This window comes from Nocardia anaemiae NBRC 100462, assembly GCF_001612725.1.
GTDB classification, from domain to species: Bacteria; Actinomycetota; Actinomycetes; order Mycobacteriales; family Mycobacteriaceae; genus Nocardia; species Nocardia anaemiae.
The window spans coordinates 59,433-80,789 of sequence record NZ_BDAZ01000067.1 but is presented as its reverse complement, the minus strand read 5'-3'; the positions used below and the strand labels follow the sequence as shown (position 1 = coordinate 80,789).

General features: G+C 65.9%; 16 protein-coding genes. 9 read left to right on the top strand and 7 right to left on the bottom strand.

The window, feature by feature from the left end:
- The first annotated feature begins 7 nt into the window (after nucleotides 1–7).
- Both NA5_RS42565 and NA5_RS31775 read left to right on the top strand, forming a co-directional pair.
- A complete protein-coding gene (locus tag NA5_RS42565; RefSeq protein WP_062992706.1) occupies nucleotides 8–199 on the top strand; it encodes a transposase in 192 nt (63 codons plus the stop codon).
- Between the two features lie 29 nt (nucleotides 200–228).
- Complete coding sequence (locus NA5_RS31775; protein ID WP_062992705.1) at nucleotides 229–462, top strand: DUF3263 domain-containing protein; 234 nt, start codon at nucleotides 229–231, stop codon at nucleotides 460–462.
- 103 nt (nucleotides 463–565) lie between these two features.
- On the opposite strand, the gene NA5_RS31770 is transcribed toward NA5_RS31775, so the two are convergent.
- The 4 genes from NA5_RS31770 to NA5_RS31750 all read right to left on the bottom strand — a co-directional run bounded on the left by NA5_RS31770 (nucleotide 566) and on the right by NA5_RS31750 (nucleotide 5,095).
- Nucleotides 566–1,054: a PaaI family thioesterase gene (locus NA5_RS31770; protein WP_062992725.1), complete on the bottom strand. Its 489-nt coding sequence runs from the start codon at nucleotides 1,052–1,054 to the stop codon at nucleotides 566–568.
- 594 nt (nucleotides 1,055–1,648) lie between these two features.
- Nucleotides 1,649–3,028, bottom strand: a complete 1,380-nt coding sequence (locus NA5_RS31760; protein WP_062992703.1) for an MFS transporter — start codon at nucleotides 3,026–3,028, stop codon at nucleotides 1,649–1,651.
- Nucleotides 3,029–3,165: 137 nt separating this feature from the next.
- Nucleotides 3,166–4,029: a DUF8832 domain-containing protein gene (locus NA5_RS31755; protein ID WP_062992702.1), complete on the bottom strand. Its 864-nt coding sequence runs from the start codon at nucleotides 4,027–4,029 to the stop codon at nucleotides 3,166–3,168.
- A 472-nt stretch (nucleotides 4,030–4,501) separates the two neighbouring features.
- Nucleotides 4,502–5,095 carry a short chain dehydrogenase gene (locus tag NA5_RS31750; RefSeq protein ID WP_062992701.1) on the bottom strand — a complete coding sequence of 198 codons (594 nt, stop codon included), beginning with the start codon at nucleotides 5,093–5,095 and terminating at the stop codon, nucleotides 4,502–4,504.
- A 160-nt stretch (nucleotides 5,096–5,255) separates the two neighbouring features.
- Between NA5_RS31750 and NA5_RS31745 the strand changes: the two genes are divergently transcribed.
- A complete protein-coding gene (locus NA5_RS31745; RefSeq protein WP_062992700.1) occupies nucleotides 5,256–6,176 on the top strand; it encodes a helix-turn-helix transcriptional regulator in 921 nt (306 codons plus the stop codon).
- A gap of 190 nt (nucleotides 6,177–6,366) precedes the next feature.
- Here the strand turns inward: NA5_RS31745 and NA5_RS31740 are convergent, their stop codons facing one another.
- A complete protein-coding gene (locus NA5_RS31740; RefSeq protein WP_084484574.1) occupies nucleotides 6,367–7,329 on the bottom strand; it encodes a LysR family transcriptional regulator in 963 nt (320 codons plus the stop codon).
- Between the two features lie 194 nt (nucleotides 7,330–7,523).
- Between NA5_RS31740 and NA5_RS31735 the strand changes: the two genes are divergently transcribed.
- From NA5_RS31735 to NA5_RS31720, 4 genes are all read left to right on the top strand, one after another.
- Complete coding sequence (locus tag NA5_RS31735) at nucleotides 7,524–8,630, top strand: PrpF domain-containing protein (protein WP_174555295.1); 1,107 nt, start codon at nucleotides 7,524–7,526, stop codon at nucleotides 8,628–8,630.
- A 178-nt stretch (nucleotides 8,631–8,808) separates the two neighbouring features.
- The gene (locus NA5_RS31730; RefSeq protein WP_062992699.1) at nucleotides 8,809–9,924 is read left to right on the top strand and encodes an ABC transporter ATP-binding protein; all 1,116 of its coding nucleotides are present in this window, start codon (nucleotides 8,809–8,811) and stop codon (nucleotides 9,922–9,924) included.
- Nucleotides 9,921–11,699, top strand: coding sequence for an ABC transporter permease (locus tag NA5_RS31725; RefSeq protein ID WP_169811392.1), 1,779 nt, complete (start codon nucleotides 9,921–9,923; stop codon nucleotides 11,697–11,699). Before NA5_RS31730 ends, NA5_RS31725 begins: the two co-directional genes overlap by 4 nt.
- Nucleotides 11,699–12,802 carry an ABC transporter substrate-binding protein gene (locus NA5_RS31720; protein ID WP_062992698.1) on the top strand — a complete coding sequence of 368 codons (1,104 nt, stop codon included), beginning with the start codon at nucleotides 11,699–11,701 and terminating at the stop codon, nucleotides 12,800–12,802. The genes NA5_RS31725 and NA5_RS31720 overlap by 1 nt, the downstream gene beginning before the upstream one ends.
- A gap of 125 nt (nucleotides 12,803–12,927) precedes the next feature.
- On the opposite strand, the gene NA5_RS31715 is transcribed toward NA5_RS31720, so the two are convergent.
- Nucleotides 12,928–13,254 (bottom strand): hypothetical protein, encoded by a 327-nt coding sequence (locus NA5_RS31715; protein ID WP_157110743.1) that lies wholly within the window; start codon nucleotides 13,252–13,254, stop codon nucleotides 12,928–12,930.
- Nucleotides 13,255–13,686: 432 nt separating this feature from the next.
- Nucleotides 13,687–16,245, bottom strand: a complete 2,559-nt coding sequence (locus tag NA5_RS31710; RefSeq protein WP_084484573.1) for an ATP-binding protein — start codon at nucleotides 16,243–16,245, stop codon at nucleotides 13,687–13,689.
- A 297-nt stretch (nucleotides 16,246–16,542) separates the two neighbouring features.
- Between NA5_RS31710 and NA5_RS31705 the strand changes: the two genes are divergently transcribed.
- Entirely contained in the window at nucleotides 16,543–17,244 is a 702-nt protein-coding gene (locus NA5_RS31705) for a hypothetical protein (RefSeq protein ID WP_062992695.1), read from the top strand.
- Nucleotides 17,245–17,397: 153 nt separating this feature from the next.
- On the top strand, nucleotides 17,398–21,255 hold the full coding sequence (locus tag NA5_RS42935) for an ATP-binding protein (RefSeq protein ID WP_062992694.1): 3,858 nt from the start codon (nucleotides 17,398–17,400) through the stop codon (nucleotides 21,253–21,255).
- Nucleotides 21,256–21,357 lie beyond the last annotated feature (102 nt).

Below are 21,357 nucleotides of genomic sequence, written 5' to 3'. Positions count from 1 at the left end.
TCCGAGCGTGTGGTGCATCGACTCGCAGTCGGTGCACAAGTCCGCCGAAGGCGTCGTGAGCCGCGACACCAGCGGATTCGACCACTACAAGAAAGTCAACGGCCGCAAACGCCATATCATCACCGACACCCTTGGCCTACTGATATCGGTCGTGGTCACCCCCGCCTACGTGCAGGACCGTGACGCCGCCTGGAACTGATCAAACCTTCTCAAACAGCCTCTATAGCAATGAGTCGATTCGAGGTCGGCATGCTGGAATTCGCTACCGAGTGGGCACCTTACGGCGGTAACGACGACGACGAGGCGTTCGTACGGTTCGGGCTGCGCTCGAAAGAATTCCACACCCGGCTCCCGCGGTTGCTCCAATCTCCGGCTGGCCGCGCGCTGAGCGGGGCGACGATGAGCGCACTGCGCGAGCAATGCCGGGAACGGCTGGACAAGCCGACACCAGGTGCGGCTTGATACCGGATCCCGCAGCCGTTCGATTCGGCCACAGCCGTCCGATCAAATCCACGACGGATTCGTACGCCGAAATACAGAGAACCCGGCGAGTCAAGCCTCGGTATCAGGCATCCCGGTGACTTGCGGCGGAAACCGGGGGCTTATTCCGTTCGGTGCGCAGGTCTATATTTCGCATCGTGACCAACGCTGTCGCGCACAATGTTTCGATACCCTGATCGACGCCGTAGACGTCGGCGGCCGCGACGGTGATCGCCTTGCCGGGCTTCACGACGCGTCCGCGGGCCACTAGATGCTCGCCTCGCGCCGGTGCGAGAAGTTTGACCGTGTAGTCGAGCGTCATGTTCACCCATCCGACCGGAAGTAGCGTGCCCGCCGCGGATCCACCGGCGAAGTCTGCAAGCGACCCGATCACGCCGCCCTGGAAGTTGCCGTTGTGCTCGGTCAACTCCGTGCGATATGGCTGTACGATCTCCACCTCGCCCCGATTCACCCGGCTGAACGAGAACCCCAGATGTCGCGCCGCAGGCATGCTGAGGACGACAGCCTGCACGATTTGTGCGAATTCCGGATTCTCCGCCTGCCGCCCGCTCATCACCGGCTCCTCTCGGGGCTCCACCGACGCTCTGCGGCTGAAATCCGGAGAGATGGTGCCCCACAACTCGATTACTGCCATCTAATATGAACTCGACGTCAGTTTCAAGTCGATGTTTTTCGGTCGAAGGTCGATCCGATGCTGCGCGGCACGGAGACCCATTGGCGCACCGATGCCGGAGGGTGCGCTGCCACGCGGTTACTCGCGTAGTGGTTGTTGAACGCCTCCGCAAAGTTCGGTGTCGGTGCCACCCCGGTAGCCCAGCTACCGTCAATGCGCCAGCCAATTCACGGCAGCAACACCGATGACAGTGCCGAGGGAAGACCCCTGCGCGCCCGGGGGCGAGCACCCTCGGGCCTGACTTCGCAGCCCGCAGAACTGGAATACCAAGCCGCCATTGCCGCCCCGCGCCACCAGCGGCGACTCCGACAGCGCCCCCGGATCCGCGCCCGTCGCGCGAATGGTTCCGGCGAGGAGCCGATCGGCGGGCGCGTCGCGCTCACCCTAACCGCGGTGACACCCGCCGGATGTTCGGAGGCGGGCACCCGGAACCGGTTGCCCGCCTGGTGGTTTCGGCTCGACCGGATTTGATCTTCAGGCTGCGGTGGCGGTTTCGAGCCCGTGTTGGGTTCGGGTCGGCCATCGCCGGTGGTCGGAGTCGATGACGTAAGGGTGAGTGTGGCGGTAGAACCGCTCGTTCACCAGTTCGGCGTGACCCAGCCGTTCCGGGGCGATGGTGCCGACCGCGTGCAGGTGGGTGATCATTTCCGGATCCTTGCGTGGCCACATCCGGAGGGCCACTGTGATTCCCGCTGTGGCGAATACGGCCAGTGTCACCCAGGTGGTGGTGAATCCCGCTGTGGTGGTGAGCCATCCGGTGACCGGGTAGGTGAGCAGCCAGGCCAGGTGTGACAGTGAGAATTGGGCTGCGAAGATGGCGGGCCGGTCCGCGGCCTGTGACGAGCGGCGCAGGACCTGTCCGGTGGGTGTCAGGATGGCGGCGGTGCCCGCGCCGATGATGGCCCATACCGTGGTGGCCGCAGCCCAGCGCCAGTCACCGGTGTCGGTGAGTGACAGGGCGATGGCGGCGCCCAGTCCGGTGAGCAGGGTGGCCGCGCCGGTGAGCATCACCGGGCGAGCGCCGGTGCGGTCGAGCACTCGGGGCAGGGACAGCGCGACGAGCATGGTGCCGAAGCCATTGGCGGCCAACAGCATAGCGACTCCTGCCTGGGTGCCGCCGAGGGTGTCGCGGACGTAGTTGACGGTGTTGACCATGATCACCGATCCGGCGGCGGCTACCACCATGTTCAGGCCGAGCAGGCCGCGCAGCCGCGGGGTAGCGGCGAAGATACGCATGCCGACGGTGATGCGTTCGCGGAACGATTCGTCGCTGGTAATGGTCGGGTTCGGGACCTTGGCGGTGACGACCAGCGCGGCCGAGACGGCGAATCCGATGGCGGTTCCGACGAACAGCCAGTGGAAACTCATGACCGTCAATGCGGCGGCGGCAAGCATGGGGCTGAGCAGTGTTTCCATGGTGGCGGCCAGTTGCGCGGCCGATAGCGCGCGAGTGTATTCGCGTTCGTCGGGCAGGATGTCGGGGATGACCGCTTGGTAGGTGGGAGTGTATGCGGCGGAAGCGGTTTGGAGGACAGCGATCAGCACGTAGATGTGCCAGACCTGATCGATGAACGGAAGCGCCAGCACGACCGCGGCACGTACGAGATGCAGCAAGGTCAGGAAGCTGCGGCGGGGGAAGCGGTCGGCATACGCAGCAACGATCGGCGCGACCGTGACGTAGACCAGCATCTTGATGGTGAGCGCGGTGCCGAGGACCGCGGCGGCCGCACCACCGGCGAGTTCGTAGGCGAGCAATCCCAGTGCGACAGTGGTCAATCCGGTGCCGAACAGACCGGAGACCTGGGCGGTGAACAGTCGCAGGTAGTCGTGGTTGCGCAATAGTGAGTTGAGCATGGGCGCCGAACGCATCGGAATCACATCCTGGAAATGGGTGGGGAGGGTCGCGGGTGCTGGGACAGTGGCATTCGCACATCTCGTATTTCTTTCCAGATGCTCGCGAGTAAGCGGAACATCCACTCGCTCAGTGGTTTTCAGACTGTGGGCAGGGTGAATGCGGCGGTGCGGACAGCATCACCGTGCTTGAAGTCGAGGAACAGGCGGTAGGTTCCAGGGCCGGGAACGGCGGTGTGGAAGGTGACGTCCGGGCCGGGTGCGGTAATCCCGTCGCCGGGTTCGCCGTTCGGGTGGACGTGGACGTAGGCCAGATCGCCCGCCCGCAGAATCACCAGATGTCCGTAGGCGGCCAGGTAGGGCTGCAGATCGGTGACCGGGGCACCGTCCTTGTGCACGGTCAGGGTGAGCAGGCGGCCCTCGCCGGGCACGAGGTCACCGTCGAGGACTACCTCGTAGCCGTCCACCAGCGCGATGCGCGCGGCCGCCGGAGTGGGGCGCGGTTCATACGTGCCAGCGACGGCCAAATCCGCACCGAGGGTGATGGTGTTACCGAGTGCGCGTGGGGCGATATCGGTGAACACGCGGTACGCACCGGCCTCCGGCAGATTCAGCTTCACCGTCCACACGCCGTCCGCGGTGAGTTCGGGGTGTACGTGCCAGAATCCGGTCAGTTCCCGCCGCGCCACGATCAGGTGCAGTTCGCGGTCATGGATTGCGGTGTAGTCGGTGACCGGCTCGCCGTCCGGTCCCAGGATCCGGAACCGGAAGTCGATCTCGCCCGCAGCAACAATCGACTTGGTCAGCGCGAGGGTGTAGCCGTCCTGGGTGATCTGCAGGCCTCCTGGAAGTCCGCCGTGCGCGGCATGGTCTCCGTGTCCGGCGTGGGCGTCATGCCCTTCGTGGTTGCCGTGTCCGGTATGACCCGCGTGCGCAGCAGGCTGGGCGTGGGTGGTGTTATCGCCGTGTGTGCCATGGAGATTGGTGTGAGTGTGCGTGGTCATCGCTTCGGCCTTTCCGATCTTGCTTTGTTCTACACCAACGAAATTAATACCTCCCGGGGGTATATGCAATCTGGGGGTGAGTGATGCGCCTCACGCTCGGCCTGTCGCCGGTGCCGTGGAATGCGATGGCGAGTTCGAGCGTCCACCGCAGCAACTAGCGGCGAACCCGGGTCATCTCATCGATGGCCGCGTCGATTTCGGGGATGGCGCGCAAGCCGAAGGGCACACGAGCGTGTGAAGGAGGCATCGAGAAAGGGGATGGTCGTGGTGAGACCGCCCATCTCCCCGGCGCACAGCGAGAACATCAACTTCTTCGGCGCGATCGAGGTCGACATCGACGCTGAGCTGGCCCGGCTCGGCCGACCGCTACGGGTCCACGACACCCTCTTCTGCCCCGGCTGGGCGCACGGGTGGGCTCGTGAAGTCCCCTGCCTCGAGGTCGGGTGGGCCCGCGGTCGAGAGGCAGGTGCGGTCAGGGCATGCTCACAAATAGCGTACGACCGTGGGCGGCGCCTTCCACGGCATCCAGATATACCTGGGCGACATCGGCGACCGGAGCACCGTCAGCCGCATCCATGCCCAGGCTGAGCAGGGTTTCGCGCACCCAACCGGGGCTGACCGTATTCAGGCGAACGCCACGCGGCATCTCGGTCGCCGCAGCGTGCACGAACGCCTCCAAGCCCGCATTGACCAGATAGCCGAGCGAACTTCCCGGGACGGGCTCTGCGAACCGGCCGCTGGTGAGCGTCACCGATCCGCCGTCCCGTACGTGAGCGAGCGCTCGCCGGACCAAGTTCACCTGCCCGACGAGTTTTCCGTCGAGACCGCTCCAAAATTCCTTGTCCGACAGGGTATCCAGAGGTGTCAAGCCGCCGCTCGCGGCACAGCACACCACCGCGTCCACCTCTCCCACTTCCGCGAACAAGGCGTCGATCGTCGCGGTATCTGCCATGTCCACCCGCACCGGTCCACGGCGTGAGGCACGCACGACCTCATGGCGCACCGCCAAGGCATCGGCGACAGCGCTGCCGATCGTCCCCGTCGCACCGATCACAAGAATCTTCATTGCGTGTCCTCTTCGTCTGATCCAGGTCGTGGCTGGTCTGTCGGAAACCAGCCTGCAACGATTGGCATCCCGGACCCAGATCGCTGGTGGATGTACACCTGTGCTGGGTACATCTGGCAGGTATAGGTTCGGCGCCCGCGGAACCGCGACACTGGTACACATGAGCACAAGCACGGAGCTGGGTGAGTTCCTGCGATCGCGGCGGGCACGGCTCCAGCCGGACGAGGCCGGACTTCCCGCCTACGGCGGACGGCGACGGGTGCCTGGCCTGCGACGAGAGGAGCTTGCACAGCTGGCCGGGGTGAGCGCTGGCTACTACACCCGTCTCGAACAGGGACAAAGCCCCAATGCCTCGGACGCCGTGCTCGATGCTGTCGCCCGCGTGCTGCGGTTGGACGAGGCCGAGCGTGCGCACCTGTATTCCCTGGCCCGACCGAAGCCGAAAACTCGCCGCCGTACCGTCAAGCCCGAACTGGTGCGGCCGGGAGTACGGCTCATGATCGAGTCGTTCGGGGAGGTGCCCGCCCTGGTCATGGGACGTTTCCTCGACGTTCTTGCATGGAATCCGATGGCGCACGCTCTACTGGCAGGCCACCTCGACTTCGATGCGCCGAACCGCGCCTACGACCGCCCCAACATCGGTCGCATGATGTTCCTCGACCCCCACACGCGTGAACTCTATGACGACTGGCCCCGCAAGGCCCGTTCTACCGTCGCCGACCTGCGGCTCATCGCCGGTCAGCACCCCGGTGCCCCCGCTCTGAGCAACCTGATCGGCGAACTAACCCTCGGAAGCGCCGAATTCGCGAAACTGTGGGCCGCACACACGGTCGGAGACTGCGGCGGTAACACCCGCACCTACCACCATCCCACCGTGGGCACCATGGCACTCATGACCGAGTTCATGACCCTCCCGAACGACGAGGGACAACGTGTGGCCGTGTTCAACGCCGAACCAGGCTCACCCTCCGAATCCGCCCTACGACTTCTCTCCGATCTGACAGCCACCACTACGCCTGCCACAGGGACATCGTGCATCCCGGCGCCGCGGCAGCCGTCACCGAGCGGCAGGTCGTCTTGACCACGACCAAGTTCGACTGATTCGCCCGAAACATGGCCGAAGCCGGAAATCCTCACCGACCTACGCAAGCGTGACGTGCTATTTGGTGTCAGCGGCGCAAAGGGAGGCGAACTTGCGAAACTTGCACTCCTCCAAGACATCCCGCGCAACCAGAATCTTCGGCGGAATCCGCCCCGACAACCCGAATCGATCAAGTGGAGACAGATGACCTCCGTGGAATGCGCTGGTAGCGACGGCCCGCGAGGGATCGTTCGACAAAGTCCTTGGCGACTTCCTCGAACGTCGCGAGGAGCGTGTTGGCAGCGGGGGTGAGACGCTGTTCGGCCAAGTGCGCCAGCAGAACTCGCCGGGACGGGGCTCCGTCGGTCAACGGAATCACGCGGACGTCTTCTCGCAGATTCGACAGCGCCAGTCGGGGTGCCAGCGAAACGCCGAGGTCGACCGCCACCATCGCCTGTGCTTCCTGATAATCGTTGGCCGCGAATGCGACGACAGGGCTGAATCCTGCTGCGTTGCAAGCCCTTTCCAGGGCAAGCCCGACCGGATGCTGGTCCGCACGAATAATCCATTGCTCGTCGGCGAGTTCGCGCATCGCGATCGATTTCCGATCCGCGAAGCGATGGTTGACCGATACGACCAGTGTCGGTGGATCGATGAGGAGTTCATGCACCGCGAGCTCATCATCGTCGACGCGATCCCACGCATAGTCCCAGAGCAGCGACAGTTCGACCTCACGCGTATCGAGCATGGCGCGCAATTGCGCGAACCGGGAGCTGCGCACGGTCAACGCCACGGCGGGATGACGAGCCTTGAACAGTTTGACCACCGACGGCAACAGGCTGGATCCGGCCGTGGGAAATGTTCCGATCCGCACGGTGCCCGAGCGGAGTCCGGCGATGTCGTCGAGTTCTCTGCGCGCGGCAAGCAGTTGAGTCTCGATGCGCTCGGCGCGGCGGGCCAGCGTTGCCCCTGCCTCGGTCAACCGGATTCCGCGCGCATGCCGTTCCAGCAGTGGTTGACCGGCCTCGTTCTCGAGCTTGGCGATTTGCTGGGAGACCGCCGAGGTGGTGTAGCTGAGTCTGGCCGCGGCGGCCGTGATGGAGCCTGCGCGCACCACCTCGATCAATAGCAACAGGCGACGAGTATCGAGCACGGCGCGGCTCCAGTGTTTAGTAGAAGTTAAGCCTCATCGATGTTTTCGAAATTGTACTCCAGCCTCTGATCGCGCACGCTTGTCCCTGTCACCGTGACCCAGCCCACGAACGAGTTCGGACTGTGCGGTGCTTCACAAATCCTCTTCACGAGCGAAAGGCGGCCGGACCGGTGTTCACACTCCGCGGGACCTGGATGCGTGGGGGGACCAGCAAATGCTGGCTCTTCAACGCGGTGGATGTAGACCCCTTGATTGTTCCGGCGGGCGGGGTGGACGCGATCCTGACATCGGCCTTCGGTTCCGGCGACCCCCGCCAACTCGACGGTGTGGGCGGCGGCAGTTCCACCACATCGAAGGCCGCGATCGTCCGGCGCTCCAACACGCGCGGCATCGACATCGACTACCTGTTCGCCCAGGTGGCGATCGGGGACCGGCGAGTCGAATGGGGCAGCAACTGCGGAAACTGCGCGACAGCGATCGGTCTGTACGCGCTGCAAGCAGGGCTCGTCCCGGTCGACGCCGAGACCACGACGGTGCGCATGCGCAATGAGAACACCGGAGCGATCCTCACCGCGGAGATCGCCACCCCGGGTGGGATCGTCCCCGCCGAGGGCACTGCTGCGGTCCCAGGCACCAGCGCACTCGGCGTCCCGGTCTCGCTGACCTTCACCGATTTGGCCGCCGACGACCGATCACTGCTGCCGACCGGTGCGGCGTGGGACCGGGTCACGGTCGGTGACAACAACTACCGAGCCACCCTGGTGAGTGCCGGTGCTCCCGCCGCGCTGCTCGATGCCGCCGACCTGGGACTGACCGGCGCCGAGGACAACCAGGTGATCGCCGAGCACGTACCCCTGCTCATCGCGCTACGCGGAGAATCCGCGCTGCGGATGGGGCTCAGCCGAGCCGGGGCTCCCGTTTCGCACGCGATCCCGAAGGTCGGCATCGTCGGCCCACCACGCGACTACCGCACCAGTGCGGGGCTGGATATCAGCGCCGAGGAATACGACATTTCGGTCCGGATGGTCTCCATGCTCGCACCGCACCCCGCGATCGGGCTCACCTCGGCTGTTGCGGTGGCGGCCGCGGTGACCGTGCCCGGCAGCGTTGTCGCCGACAATGCCCGCACCGGGTGGCCCGGGTCCCTGCGACTTGGCACCGCGGCCGGTGTCCTGCACCTCGACATCGCCGCGACACCGGAGGCAGGCCTGGAATCCGTCACCTTGCACCGAGCCGCGCGGCGCATCGCTACTGCAGAGCTCTTCGTCACGCCGCCAGCGGTCCTGGCCGGATCCGCATGACGGTCACGCTCCGGCGAGCCGCCGGGAATTCCGATGTGAACTGCCGAATCACCACAGCTCGACGAGGTGGTCGACGACAATCGGCCCCAGACCGCCCGCATTGCCCGGGCAGATCCATCACCCCCGGGCGAATGGTCGGCGAACTCATGGACATCGATGTCCAGGATGAAGGAAACACATGAAAGTCACGATCGACAACCTGACCCTCTCCTATGCCGGTAACACCGTGGTGCGCGACCTCGACCTCGACATCGCCGACGGCGAATCACTGGTGCTACTCGGGCAATCCGGATGCGGTAAGACCAGTGCGATGCGCTGCATCGCAGGCCTCGAAACCCCCGACGCCGGACGCATCGCCATCGGGGATCGCGTCGTCTACGACTCGGCGAAAGGCCGCGCCGTTCCGCCGCACCGGCGCAATGTCGGGATGGTGTTCCAGTCGTACGCGGTTTGGCCGCACCGCACCGTCTTCGAGAATGTCGCGTTCTCGTTGAAGATGCAGAAGGTCGGAAAGCAGGAGATCCGCACACGCGTGCTCGAGGCGTTGGATCTGGTTGGTCTGCGGGAACAGGCCGACCGCGGCGCCAGCCTGCTCAGCGGCGGGCAGATGCAGCGGGTTGCGCTCGCGCGAAGCCTGGTCATGCGACCGAGCGTGTTACTGCTCGACGAGCCGCTGTCGAACCTCGACGCCCGACTGCGTGAACGCCTCCGGATGGAATTGCGTGAGCTGCAACTGCGACTCGGACTGACCACCGTCTACGTCACCCATGACCAAGTCGAGGCGTTCGCCCTGGCCGATCGCATCGCACTGATGCAGCAGGGGCGCATCGTGCAGATCGGTACCCCGGAGGAGATCTACACCAAGCCGACCTGCGCATCGATCGCGGACTTCCTCGGCGTCGGCAATATCTTCCGCTGCACACCCAGCACCGGACAACGCGGCGCGGTGCAGCTCACCGACTACCCGTCCATCGCGGTCCGGGTGGACGCCACACCAGCCGAGGCCGGCCCGATCATTGTCTGCCTGCGCCCGGAGGATCTGCTGGTCACGGCGGCAGACGAGAGCACACCGACCGGACAGTTCTGGAGCGGCCGCGTCGAAGTCGCCAGTTATCAGGGCGCCTCGATCCGCTACCGGGTGACACTGGACGATGGACCCGAAGTAGAAGCCATCGCCACCGGCCACTCGAGTCGGGTGCTGGGAATCGGCGAGCGCGCAAGGGTCGCCGCCGTCCCCGGCGGGGCCCAAATCCTGCGCGACGACCGCGTCGAGACGACAGCGGTGCCAGCATGAGTGAGCAAACCCTCCACGCGGTGACGACGACCGATCACCCGCACTCCGAACAGGTCGAGGCGAAAACCGCAGCGCCCCACTATCGGCGGCCCGGGCTGCGTCGCTGGTTCCCGGTGCTGCTGCAACTGGCCCTGCTGGCGCTCATTGTGTTGTGCCCGATGTTCTTCATCGTCATGGGCGCGTTCACCGACAAGTCCGAACGCACCTCGCTGTTCGACTTCGGCGACTTCACCCTGGACAATTTCCGTGTGCTCGGTTCCGCGACGGCACGGTCGGCAATGCTGAGTTCGGCCGCGGTCGGCATCGGCGCATCACTGCTGGCGCTGGTGATCGGTTGCACACTCGCCTTCTTGGCCGCCCGCACCGACATCCCGGGCCGCAAACTCATCTACGGCATCGGAATCGCTCCGCTGTTCCTGCCCGCACTCGTCGGCTCGCTGGCGTGGGTACTGCTGGCGGGGCCGGCCACCGGCTACCTCAATCTGGCTTTGAACAGCATCGGCCTGCCGAATGCGATCAATATCTACAGCTTCGGCGGAATGATCTTCGTCCTCGGCCTCTACTATGCGCCGTACCCGTTTCTCATGGTGCACTCGGCGCTGTCGCTGATGAACCCCGATCTCGAGGACGCGGCCAGCCTGCACGGGGCCAAGCTGACCCAGATGCTGAGCAAGGTCACTTTCCCGCTGGTCATGCCTGCCGTCGTCGGCTCGGGCATCCTGGTATTCGCCCTGTCGGTGGAGAACTTTCCGGTCGCGCAGGTCATCGGTGTAGCAGGCGGTATCGACACCCTGCCGACGATGATCTTCCGGCTGATGAACGCCTCGCCCGCGCGCTCCAACGACGCGGCCGCCGTCGCTGTCGTCCTCACGGTGCTCCTCGTCGCGGTGGTCGCATTTCAACAACGGGCGATGCGCGGCAAGCAGTACACCACTGTCACCGGCAAAGGTGTGCGAGCCCGCAAGGTGCCGCTGCGCGGCTGGCGCATCCCCGGCGCCATCTTCGCCTGGGTGTACTTCGCACTGGCGGTGGCCCTACCGGTGCTCGCGCTCATCCTCGCCAGCTTGCAGACAAGTCCCTACGTCGCTGACCTCGCGCAGTTGGGCCGCCCCGGCGCGCTGTCGTTCTGGGGCATGGGACAGACACTGAAGAGTCCCGATTTTCACCACGTCGTGCTCAACAGCGTCACCGTCGGCATCGCGACGGCCGCGATCGGAACCACACTCTGCTTCGCCCTCGCCTACACCCGGTATCGCACCAACGCACCCGGCCGCAAGCTACTCGAATACCTCGCGATGCTCCCGCTGGCCGTACCCGCCATCGTGCTCGGACTCGGACTGCTGTGGACCTGGCTGGCCATGCCGGTACCGGTCTACGGCACCCTCGCCGTGCTGATCATCGCCTTCGTCGCGGTCTTCATCCCCCAGGGATACCGCGGCGTGTCGGCCTCGATCATCCAGCTCGACAAGGACCTCGAAGACAGCGCCGTCATGCTCGGCGCCCGTCGACACCGTGCGATCAGCTTCGTCACCGCACCACTACTGCGGGTCGGACTGTCCTCGACCTTCCTGCTGTTGCTGATGCTGTCCATGCGAGAACTCACCGCGGCGCTGTTCTTGTTCACCTCCGACACCCGATTGCTGTCGATCGCGATCTTCGACGCCTACGACAACGGCTCCTTCCAAGCCGCGGCCGAGCTCAGCCTGCTGTATTGCGTCGTCATCGCCACCCTCGCGATGCTGTCGCGCCGACTCGGATCCAAGGAAACCGTCTGATGAAGAAGATCGTGATCGGCCTGGGCGCCCTCCTCGTGGCCGGCCTCACCGCCTGTGCACCACCCCCGGCAGGCCCGCCATTGGCCGCACCGGCCCAGAGTATCCAGCGAGACGACGCTCTGATCATCAACGGCGAGCAAATCGCCGACAAGAACCTGTGGGCACAGGCCAGAGCCGAGGGCAAGCTCACCCTCTACAGTGGCTACACCCAAGCCAGCGAAGCCACACTCCTGCACCAATTCGAAGCCGACACCGGCATCCAGGTCAAACAAATCCGGCTCACACCCAACCGCCTCTACGAGCGAATCGTCGCCGAACACGGCGCTGGCAAACTCAAGGCCGACATCGTGCGCATCTCCGATGCCGGATTCGTGCACGGCCTCGCCGAGCGGGGCGTCTTCCAGCCCTACCGCGCAACGACGGCGACGAATTTGCACGACGACGTCATCTTCGACGGCGGCAGTTACTATCGCACGTTCGACCCCATCTACACCTTCGGCTATAACACCGCGCTGGTCCGCGCCGATGCGGCGCCGACCAGTTGGCGATCACTACTGGGCGACCAGTGGTCTAACAAGCGGGGAATCGCCCAAGCCGGCGCTGGCGGCAGCGCCCTCGCGCTGACCCGATTCCAGCGCGAGGTGCTCGGTGACGACTACCTACGTCAATATGCTTCCGGGGCAAGGGTTTTCGATTCGATCGGCGCTCAGCTCGACGCGCTGGCCCGCGGACAGGTCGACGTGGGCACCGTTGTCGTCAGCGCCGTCAATATCGCGAACAACGCGAACGCGCCAGTGAATTTCGTCGTCCCGGCCGAAGGCGTCACCGCATACGACTACTACACCGGCGTCGCCTCAACAGCAACCAATACCGCTGCCGCGAAACTGTTCCTCAACTGGAACCTCTCCAAACGTGGCCAGCAAGTCTTCGCCGATATCGGTGAGTATTCGGTCCGCACCGACGTCGCCGCGCCCAATGTGCGCGGCGTTCAACTGCCCGATTTCACCGACCCCAAGGTGCATCGCATCACCCCCGCCGAGTCCATCAGCAACGCCACCACCGACCAGCGGGCCTGGAACGCGATCTTCGGTTACAACCAATAGACGCGAACCACGACCGCCCACCCGTCACAACGTGACGCGGTGGGCGGTTCCGGTGCCGAGGACACTCGGCCGGATACACCAGCCGCCGCTGACCAGGTCGTGGCCGCACCTCACGGCGGACGCGTTCACAAATCGACTTCGTGCACTGCGGCACCGGCTCGCACTTCGAGGACCGCTAGCAGGACCATTCGGCACACCGACATATCCGACATGTGTCCACGCGGGGTTATCACTGCGTGCGCCTCGGCTCGGCGGCATTCCTGGACGAGATCGACGAACGCCGGGGGCAGTGTCGCGTTCTGTGGTGGGGGCTCGCAGAACACAGCGCCCAGCTCGTAGCCGAGTGACCTGGCAGTGTCGCGCAGTCTGTCTTCGCTCGAATTCCGGTCGCGGTCACGGAGCAGATCGCCGCGCAGGTATCCGTATGCAAGAGGTAGTAGTGCAGTTGTCATGGATGGTTTGTTTTCCGGTCGGTTGGCCACGAGAGGTGGATTTGTCATCGCAGGGCGGCAATACGCACCTGTTCGCCGTCGACTCGGCAATGAAGTCAGTTCGGCCGTCGCAACATTGTGTGGTTGAAGGTCTTATGACGGCGTCACGCAGACCTTCGTCTTCTGCACGGCAACCAGCATGGCCGGTAGGTACAGACTCCGCATCGGTAGTAGGCGTGGTTTATACCTAAGGAAAGGCGCCGCCCGGGCTCGCGAACGCAGGTACCACTGGGGTGCGCGGGAGTCTGACCTCGAAGAATGCTGATATGTCAGGGGAGCCGGGTCATTCAGAACCCGGGTCCGTCGACTACCTAGACGTCGAACAAACCTTCGCCGACATGGCCTCCGGGAATGACACCACATGCCGTTGGCTGGACGAGCTGATCGCGTACGTCAGCGCGGCCGTCGGGCGATTTCGCCGCGGACCTGGTCGGTGAATCTACTGGGGATGTGCTCGGATATGTCCGCACGTGAAGTGATGGCCAGTTTATTGAAAATAGCCGCGATTTGGGCGTCGACAGTTCGAGACGACTTTCCACGGCGGAAGGCAATGTCGGTGTTGGTCCACCCGGCCGCGGCCAGGATCGCGACCTGTTGTTCGGTCCGGGTCAATTCGTACCAATGCGATGTAGTGGCCACGTCCGCTGGAGTATCGATGGTCAGTGTTCCCAGTGCCAGCCGTAGCACTTCGTTTCGTTCCGGACGCAGACGCATGCCTCTGGCTTCTGCCGCAGCGAAGGCGTCGGGTCCGAGCACTCGGCGGGCGACAGCGATAGCCTTTTCGGATTCGTCGAGCAGGGGGCCCGACGCCTTGATGTCGATGCCGAGCTTGGCTCGCAGGGTTGTGGTGCCGCCGGCCAGGTGGGCGATTTCGGTGGCGAGCGCAATCAGTCTCTTGCGGTCGGATTTTCCTGCGACGATCGAGTCGGTGATGATGTGCGCCAATGACCAGGTCCGGTACTGCACCAACCACACCGCGGCCCATTGCTCGTTGGTGGTGAGGTGATATGCCAGCGAGGATCGTTCGAGGGCCAATGCTTCGGTCGGGTTGCCGTGTCGGGTCAAGGCTGTCGACCTGGTGAGTTCGGCGCAAGCCTTTTCCCATGGAATTCCGGAGCGGGTCGCGCGATCGAGGTAACGCTGCGTGATCTCGTGGGCTTGCTGTGCGGTTCCCAGCATGCCCGCGGCCAAGGCAGCGAACAGCTCGCTCATTGAGGAAGCGCCGTGGTCGCCGTAGGCTTCGAACTTATCCCGGGCTCGGCTCAGGACGGTGATGGCGCGGGCGTCACGGCGCGCGAAGATCAGCTCCGCCCCCCACGCGAATTCGACTGGAGCGGGCAGGCCGATATCCGTCTCGGCGGTATCTCGCCAGTGCCGCCTGGTGTCTGGGTCGGGGATACAGGCGGCGACGCAGTCCTCGAGCAGCTGTTCGGCGTCCTCGATGGTGCCTTGGAGCGTGGCGAGCCATGCGATGGTGGCCATGGCCCCGATCTGGAGTTCCGTGGGCTGCGGGATCGCCGCCCGGGTGGCGTCCAGGCATCGTAGGGTCCATTGGCGTATTTCTCGTACCGAGCCGCTGGTGAAGCACACCTGCAGGGTGATCAGCCCGAGACAGATCTCCAGACCGTCTCCGGCCCGGCCCGGGGTGCTGATGCTGGTTTCGATCGCGGTGAGGGTGTTGGCCCAGACCGTCCGAGCCCAGTCCACTAGGACTTGCCCTTCGGGACTGAACCAGTTGGCCGCGGCATAGGCGATCCTGTCGTGGTAGTAGCTGCAGTGCCGCTGGGCCAACCGAGCGGGTTCGTCCACCGCGGCGGTGGAGCGCTGGCGCAGTCGCTGCTGGGCGAATACCCGCAGGCTCTCCACCAGTGAATACCGCACCGTGGTCACTGTCCTGTGCGTCGTGACCAACGATTGATCGACAAGGCGCTCGAGCAGGCCCTCGATCTCCTGCCGGGTCAGGGTGGCTTGCGTGTCGCTGGTTTCGTCGTCGCAGCAGATTGCCTCGATGGCGTCCAGCTCGGCACCCACATCCGGTGCAGCGTCTGTGGTGTCGTCGGGATTGGTGGCGTAGCCGGCGGCGAACACCGACATGCGGTCGAAGAGCAGACGTTCCTTGTCGCTGCACAGCTCATAGGACCAGGAGATGACGTCGACGACACCTCGATGACGCGGGTCGACGCCCACGCGAGGGCCATGCGACCAACTCAGACGAGCGTCGTCAGCGTGGCCGGTGAGCCCGTGCAGGATGGCGGACAAAGGTTGGCGAAGCAGGCGTGCGGCCGCCAACTGGATGTAGAGGGGATGGTTGTGGACGTGGCGGCAGATCTCGGCGGCGGTAGTGGTCTGGTCCTTGCCGGTGACGGGATGTTCGGTGAGTTCGGCGCGTTGCCGAAATAGGGCCAATGCCTCGCGCTGCGATAGCGGCGGAACGGTGATCAGGTGTTCGTCGATCCAGCCGATGGGTTCGCGGCTGGTGGCCACGATGCTCAGCCCCGGTACCGTCTCGATGAGGTCGACGATCACCGGCCGGACGCCGGAGAGTACGTGCTCGCAGTTGTCGAGCACCAGCACGGTGCGCGCGGCACGTCCGGTGGTGTCGGTTGGGGTGAGCGTGTCGACCAAGGCGTCCCACGCCGATCGGCCGGAGAAATCCGCCTCGATCACCGCATGGGCGACTTCTTCGGCCACCGCGGTCGAATCCGAATCTGGAGCCAATCGAGCCAATCGCACCCAACACGCTCGTGTTTTCCTGGCTTCGGCTTTACCACAGCGGCGCAACGCTTCGACGGCCAGACGAGTCTTCCCGATGCCACCGGGGCCAGTGAGGGTAATCAACCGAGCTGGGCCCAGCAGTAGGGTGCTGATCTTTTCCAGCTCGCGGTCTCGACCGACAAAGCTGTGGGTAACAGCGGGTAGGCTGCCTACACCTTCCCGGCGCCCGACATCCATATCATGCAATTATAGGCCCCGCATCCCGGCTGGATCCGGCGTGATCAGCGCCGCCTGACTGCGCTCGAACGCTACAGACCAGCCACCAGTCCCGTACCTGCTGAGCGGACTCCGAGTGCACAGGCCGAAGCCACCACCGGGTTCGGATGTCAATGTGCCATCACCCGGTGCATGAGCGGGCGGCATGGGACGGCGGCCATGCGACCGTGGGTGCCGCGGATTGGTGGCAGGCGGTGCCACAGGGTTCGCAAGTCGGTGGCAAGTCGTGGTGAATGTCGATGGCGGAGAGTACGTTCCATGACAAGGATTGAAGTACCGCTCGCGGCCGATCGAGACATACGGTGGCGGGCCTACGCGCTGATCGCCGGGGGTGCGCTGTTCGCGGTGGGCAATGCGCTGCACCCGTTGGAACATTCCGAAGCCGCCGAACAGGCGAGCACCTGGGCGGGTGCACACCTGACCTTCACCGTCGGTGCGGTGCTGCTGGCGGTCGGGCTCGGAGTGGTGACCTCGAGCTGGACCGGCGCGGCCGAGCAACGAGCGCCGACCGCCGACCGCCGAATGTCGGAAGGCGTCGGATCGGATGTCACTGCCTCGCCGCCGAACACACGCGGCGGGATCGCGAAGGTCGCTGCCGCCGCCGGGGTCCTGTTGTATCTCGGTCTCACCCTGGCCATTCCGATCGGTGCCTACCACGAGATCTACGTGGCCCCGCAGCTATCGCCCCACGAGCAACATCGAATCGAGGACGCCGCGCTGCCCGTGACCGGTCCGCTTGCCGCCGCCTTCCTGCTGGGTATGTTGTTGATCGCGGTCTGCGCCCTGATCGCGCCGCGTCCCAGGATGGGCCGCGCCGCCGGAGCCCTGATCGTGCTCGCGGTCCTGGCCATGGCCGGGGCGGAAGGTCTGCCCGGCGCGGAGGGCCTGTGGATCATTCCCGGCACCATCGTGGTGGGCCTGGTCCTCGCCGCCGCCGGAGTGCGCGCCCTGCGCGAGTGAACCTCGCGGACCAGGTCTCATCGGACCCGGTCCGCGTCGTTTCAGCGTTCGCCGCGCGCGACGGTCACCGATCTGTCGGTCGAGCTGTTCTTGCGGGGTAGCGCTGCCCCGGATCGGTGGGTGTGGCGACCGGTCGGGACTTAGGCTGGGGCAATGCGATCCGGCCGTGGAGTTACCGAACCGGTTGTCGCAGGCGATGTACCACCCGTGGTGACTGTGGACGTACTCGGCGCGCTGCGCGTGACGGTGGACGGCCGCCCAGCGGCCTTGCGCGGGCCCATGCAGGGCGCGGTGCTGGCGCGGCTGGTCATGGCCGCCGGTGCAGTGGTGTCGGCCGATCGGCTGATCGAGGACCTGTGGCAGGGCGAACCGCCACCCAAAGCCGCTGGCGCATTGCAAGCTCATATTTCCTACCTCCGCCGCGCCCTCGAACCCCGCCGACGGCCACGAGCCCCCGCCCGCGTGGTGATATCCCAAGCCCCCGGCTACGCTTTGCGCGCCGATCCCACCGCCGTGGATGCCTGGCATTTCGAGCGTCTGCTCGCCGCCGCCGCCACCGAACCCGACCTATCGATCCGCTACCGAACCCTGGACACCGCATTGTCCCTCTGGCGCGGCCCCGTCCTAGCCGCCTACGCCGACTCCGACTGGGCCGCACCGGAAATCACCCGCCTCACCGATATGCGCTGGACCGCGATGGAGCAACGCGCCGACGCCGCCCTGCGCCTGGACCGTCCCGCCGAGGCCGCCACCACACTGCACCGCCTCGTCGACGACCATCCCGAACGCGAAACAGCCGCCCGACTGCTGGCGCTGGCCCTTTACCGCCTGGGCCGCCCCCTCGAAGCACTCGCCACCCTCCGCCGCATCCGCACCCATCTCGCCAGCGAATTCGGCGTCGAATCCAGTCCGCCCCTTCGCGATCTGGAATCCGCGATCCTCACCCACGACCCGGCCCTGACCTTCACTCCCGACCTCGGATCAGCTCGGCGGTCAGCCGAGATGCCTTGGCTCGGCACCCGCCTCGAAGCTGACGGCACCGATTCCCATGGCAGCGGCTCGACCAGCCCAGGGCCGCGCGTGATGCCGGAGGTCGTCGGCTACACCGAGCAGCGGGCCGTACTGCTGACAGCGGCGCGGGAGGCATCGGAGGGCCGGGCGCGACTGGTGTGGGTCGAGGGTGAAGCCGGTGCCGGGAAATCGACTCTGGTCGCAGCAGTTGCCGCAGAGCTGACCGGGCACGGCTGGAATGTGGTCACCGGTCGATGCCCGGAGGTTGACGGCGCGCCCTCGGCCTGGGCCTGGCGGCAGGCTCACGCGGAATTAGGCGCTGTCGCAAGGGAATTCGATGATCCGATCGATGGGTGGCGAGCGGAGGTGGCCGGAGCCGAGGCGGGCGTGTCGACGGCGGCGAGAGTGGCGGCTTCTGGGGTGCTGCCGGAGGTGGAGGCGGTGGCGTCAGAGGTGATGCAGGAGGTGGAAGCAGGTTCGGCCGCGGCGGTGGGGGCCGAGCCGCCGCGGATCTCGCTGCGGGGTGTGGCGGATACGCCAGTGGCGGTGCGAACTGCGGCGCTGCGGGTTTCGCCGGTGGCAGAGGGGGATTCGACCCCGTTCGAGTTGGCGCGGGCCGTGGCGCGGCGGTGTGTGGGGGTGGGCCCGCTGCTGATGGTGCTGGAGGACGCACATCGGGCGGATGGAGCGACCTTGCAGATTCTGCGGCAGGTGGTGGCGTGGACGGCGGGCGAGCCGGTGTTGTTCGCGGTGACGCTGCGCGGGTCGGAGGCGGGGGAGGAGGTGCGGGCCACGTCGGCGGCGCTGGCGGCGGTGACGTCGGGCCGGTTGGAACTCGGCGGGTTGGATGCGGCGGCGGTGCGGGTGGTGCTGGCGGCGGCCGGGGTCACCGAAATCGAGGACGGCGCCGTGGAATTGGTGCGGCAGCGGACCGGGGGTAATCCGCTGTTCGTGGTCGAGTTGGCGAAACTGGCTGCGGCGGAAGGGAATCTGCTGGGTTTGCCAGCGGGTGTGCGGGATGTGCTGCACCGCAGGATCGCCCGATTGCCTGCAGAGGCGGCCCGACTGCTGCGACTGCTGTCGGTGTGGGGTGACGAGGCCGATATCGATTCGCTGCTGCAACTGGCGGGGGAGAGCGAGGAGACGCTGATCGATCTGGTCGATATGGCGGTGGTGGCGGGGCTGCTGCGGATCGACGGTGGGCGAATCCGCTTCGGACACGCCTTGACTCGTGATGCCGTGTACGACGGAATACCTGCGCTGCGCCGCGCCCGCATGCATTGGACGGCTCTCGGAGTAGCCGAGCGCGCACCCGCACCCGACCTGGACGTACTGGCCCATCACGCTTTGGTCGGCGCGCACGCCGGCAATGCCGAACAGGCGCTCGCGCATGTGCTCGCGGCGGCCCGTCACCGCACCGCGCGCCGCGCGTTCGCCGAATCCGAATCGCTCTGGCGCGCCGTGCTGGACCTGCACACCCTGGCCGGTCACCCGGACGACGGCGCCCATCGCGATACCGGCATCGCCATCCTGGAAGCCCGCTGCGCCCGCGTCGCCGCCCTCGCCTACGGCGGAAACGACGCCGCTGCCCGCCTGTTACGCGCCCAGGCCCTCGACCTCGCCGAACACTTGGCAGGCTCGTCCGACCCACAACTGCGCGCCGCTGGGCCCGCGACGACAATGATGAGGTCAGGAGCTTCCGGCGACTCGGCGACGCCACTAGTCGGCGGCCCGCAAGAACATGAGCCCGAAATCGACAGCGCGCGGAACATCGGTGCCCAAGGCGCGCAGAACCTTGGTGCCGGTAGTGCTCGGGACCTTGCTGCTGCTACCGCGCCGACTCCTGGCAAAGCCGGAATCGGCGCGGTGAACCCATCGGGTCTCGATATCTCGAACACCCGGAGTCCCAGTGCCGCAGCGGATCCGGTCGCGTTCGCGCTCGGCTGCTGGCGCGCACCACTGATCTGGGCGACGCGGGACAAGCGGTTGCCGGATGAACGCATGATCGGTGCGTTGCGGTCGGCGCTGGATCGCCCTTTGGCGCGGGGGGATCGGGTGCGGTTGCTGGTGACGCTGGTGTTCGAGGTGGAGGGGGACGACGATCGGCTGGCTTTCGCGGCGTCGGCGGAGGCGGTGGCGCTGGCGCGGGAGTTCGGTGATGCCGAATTGCTTTGTGCCGCAGTGAATGCACGGGCCTTCCTGGCCTTGGGGCCGGATCTGTGGTCGGAGCGCGCACCATTGGCGGCCGAGTTGCTCGCGGTGTCCACGGCGGCGGGGCTGGTGGAGTTCCAGGCGGTCGCGCATTTCCTGGGTTGTCTGATCGCGTGCAGCGCGAATGATTTGGCGGCGGCGCGCGCGGAGGCCGAACGGGGATTGGAGTGCGCGACCGGTGGGCAGCTGCGTCAGATGCTGACCGTACTGTCGACGTTCTCGGCGGTGCTGTCGGTCCTGCGCGGCGATCTGGCCGTCGCCGGGCGCATCTATGCCGAATGCAGTGCGGCGATGGTCGCTTCCGGCACCGCGAACGGCGCCGAACTCTTGATCGTGTCCGACATGGTGCTGGGCTGGGCGCGCGGGGATCTGTCGGCGTTGGTGGAGCCGATGTCCATGGTGTACGCGGTCGCGCCAGAGGCCATGGTGTTCCCGTATGTACTGGCGCTCTGCGATGCGGGTGAGATCGACAGGGCCCGTGAGGTTTTCGTCAAGGCTGCGCCGATCAAGCGTGACCACTACTGGTCGGTCATGGTGGTGTTCCGCGCTCGGGCCGCGATCCGGTTGAACGACTCCGCCGCCATGACCGAGTGCTACCGCGACATGCTGTCGCGCACGGGCACCATGGCGGGCCTGGATACCGGTTCGGTGGTCTACGGCCCCATGGACACCGTGCTCGCCGAACTCACCGACGCCCTCGGTGATCCGGCCGCGGCCGCCGACCACCGCGCCAACGCCGCGGCACTGTCGGCTCGCATCACCGCTCAGCTGGACCGACTTCAGGATTGATCGGCGACCGCGAGTGCCCGCCGCTGTGCTCATGAGGTGGCGAGCCGCCGCTCGTTTGGTCCGTCCTGCCGGACATTCCCCAATGGCCCTCGGTGCTCGGCG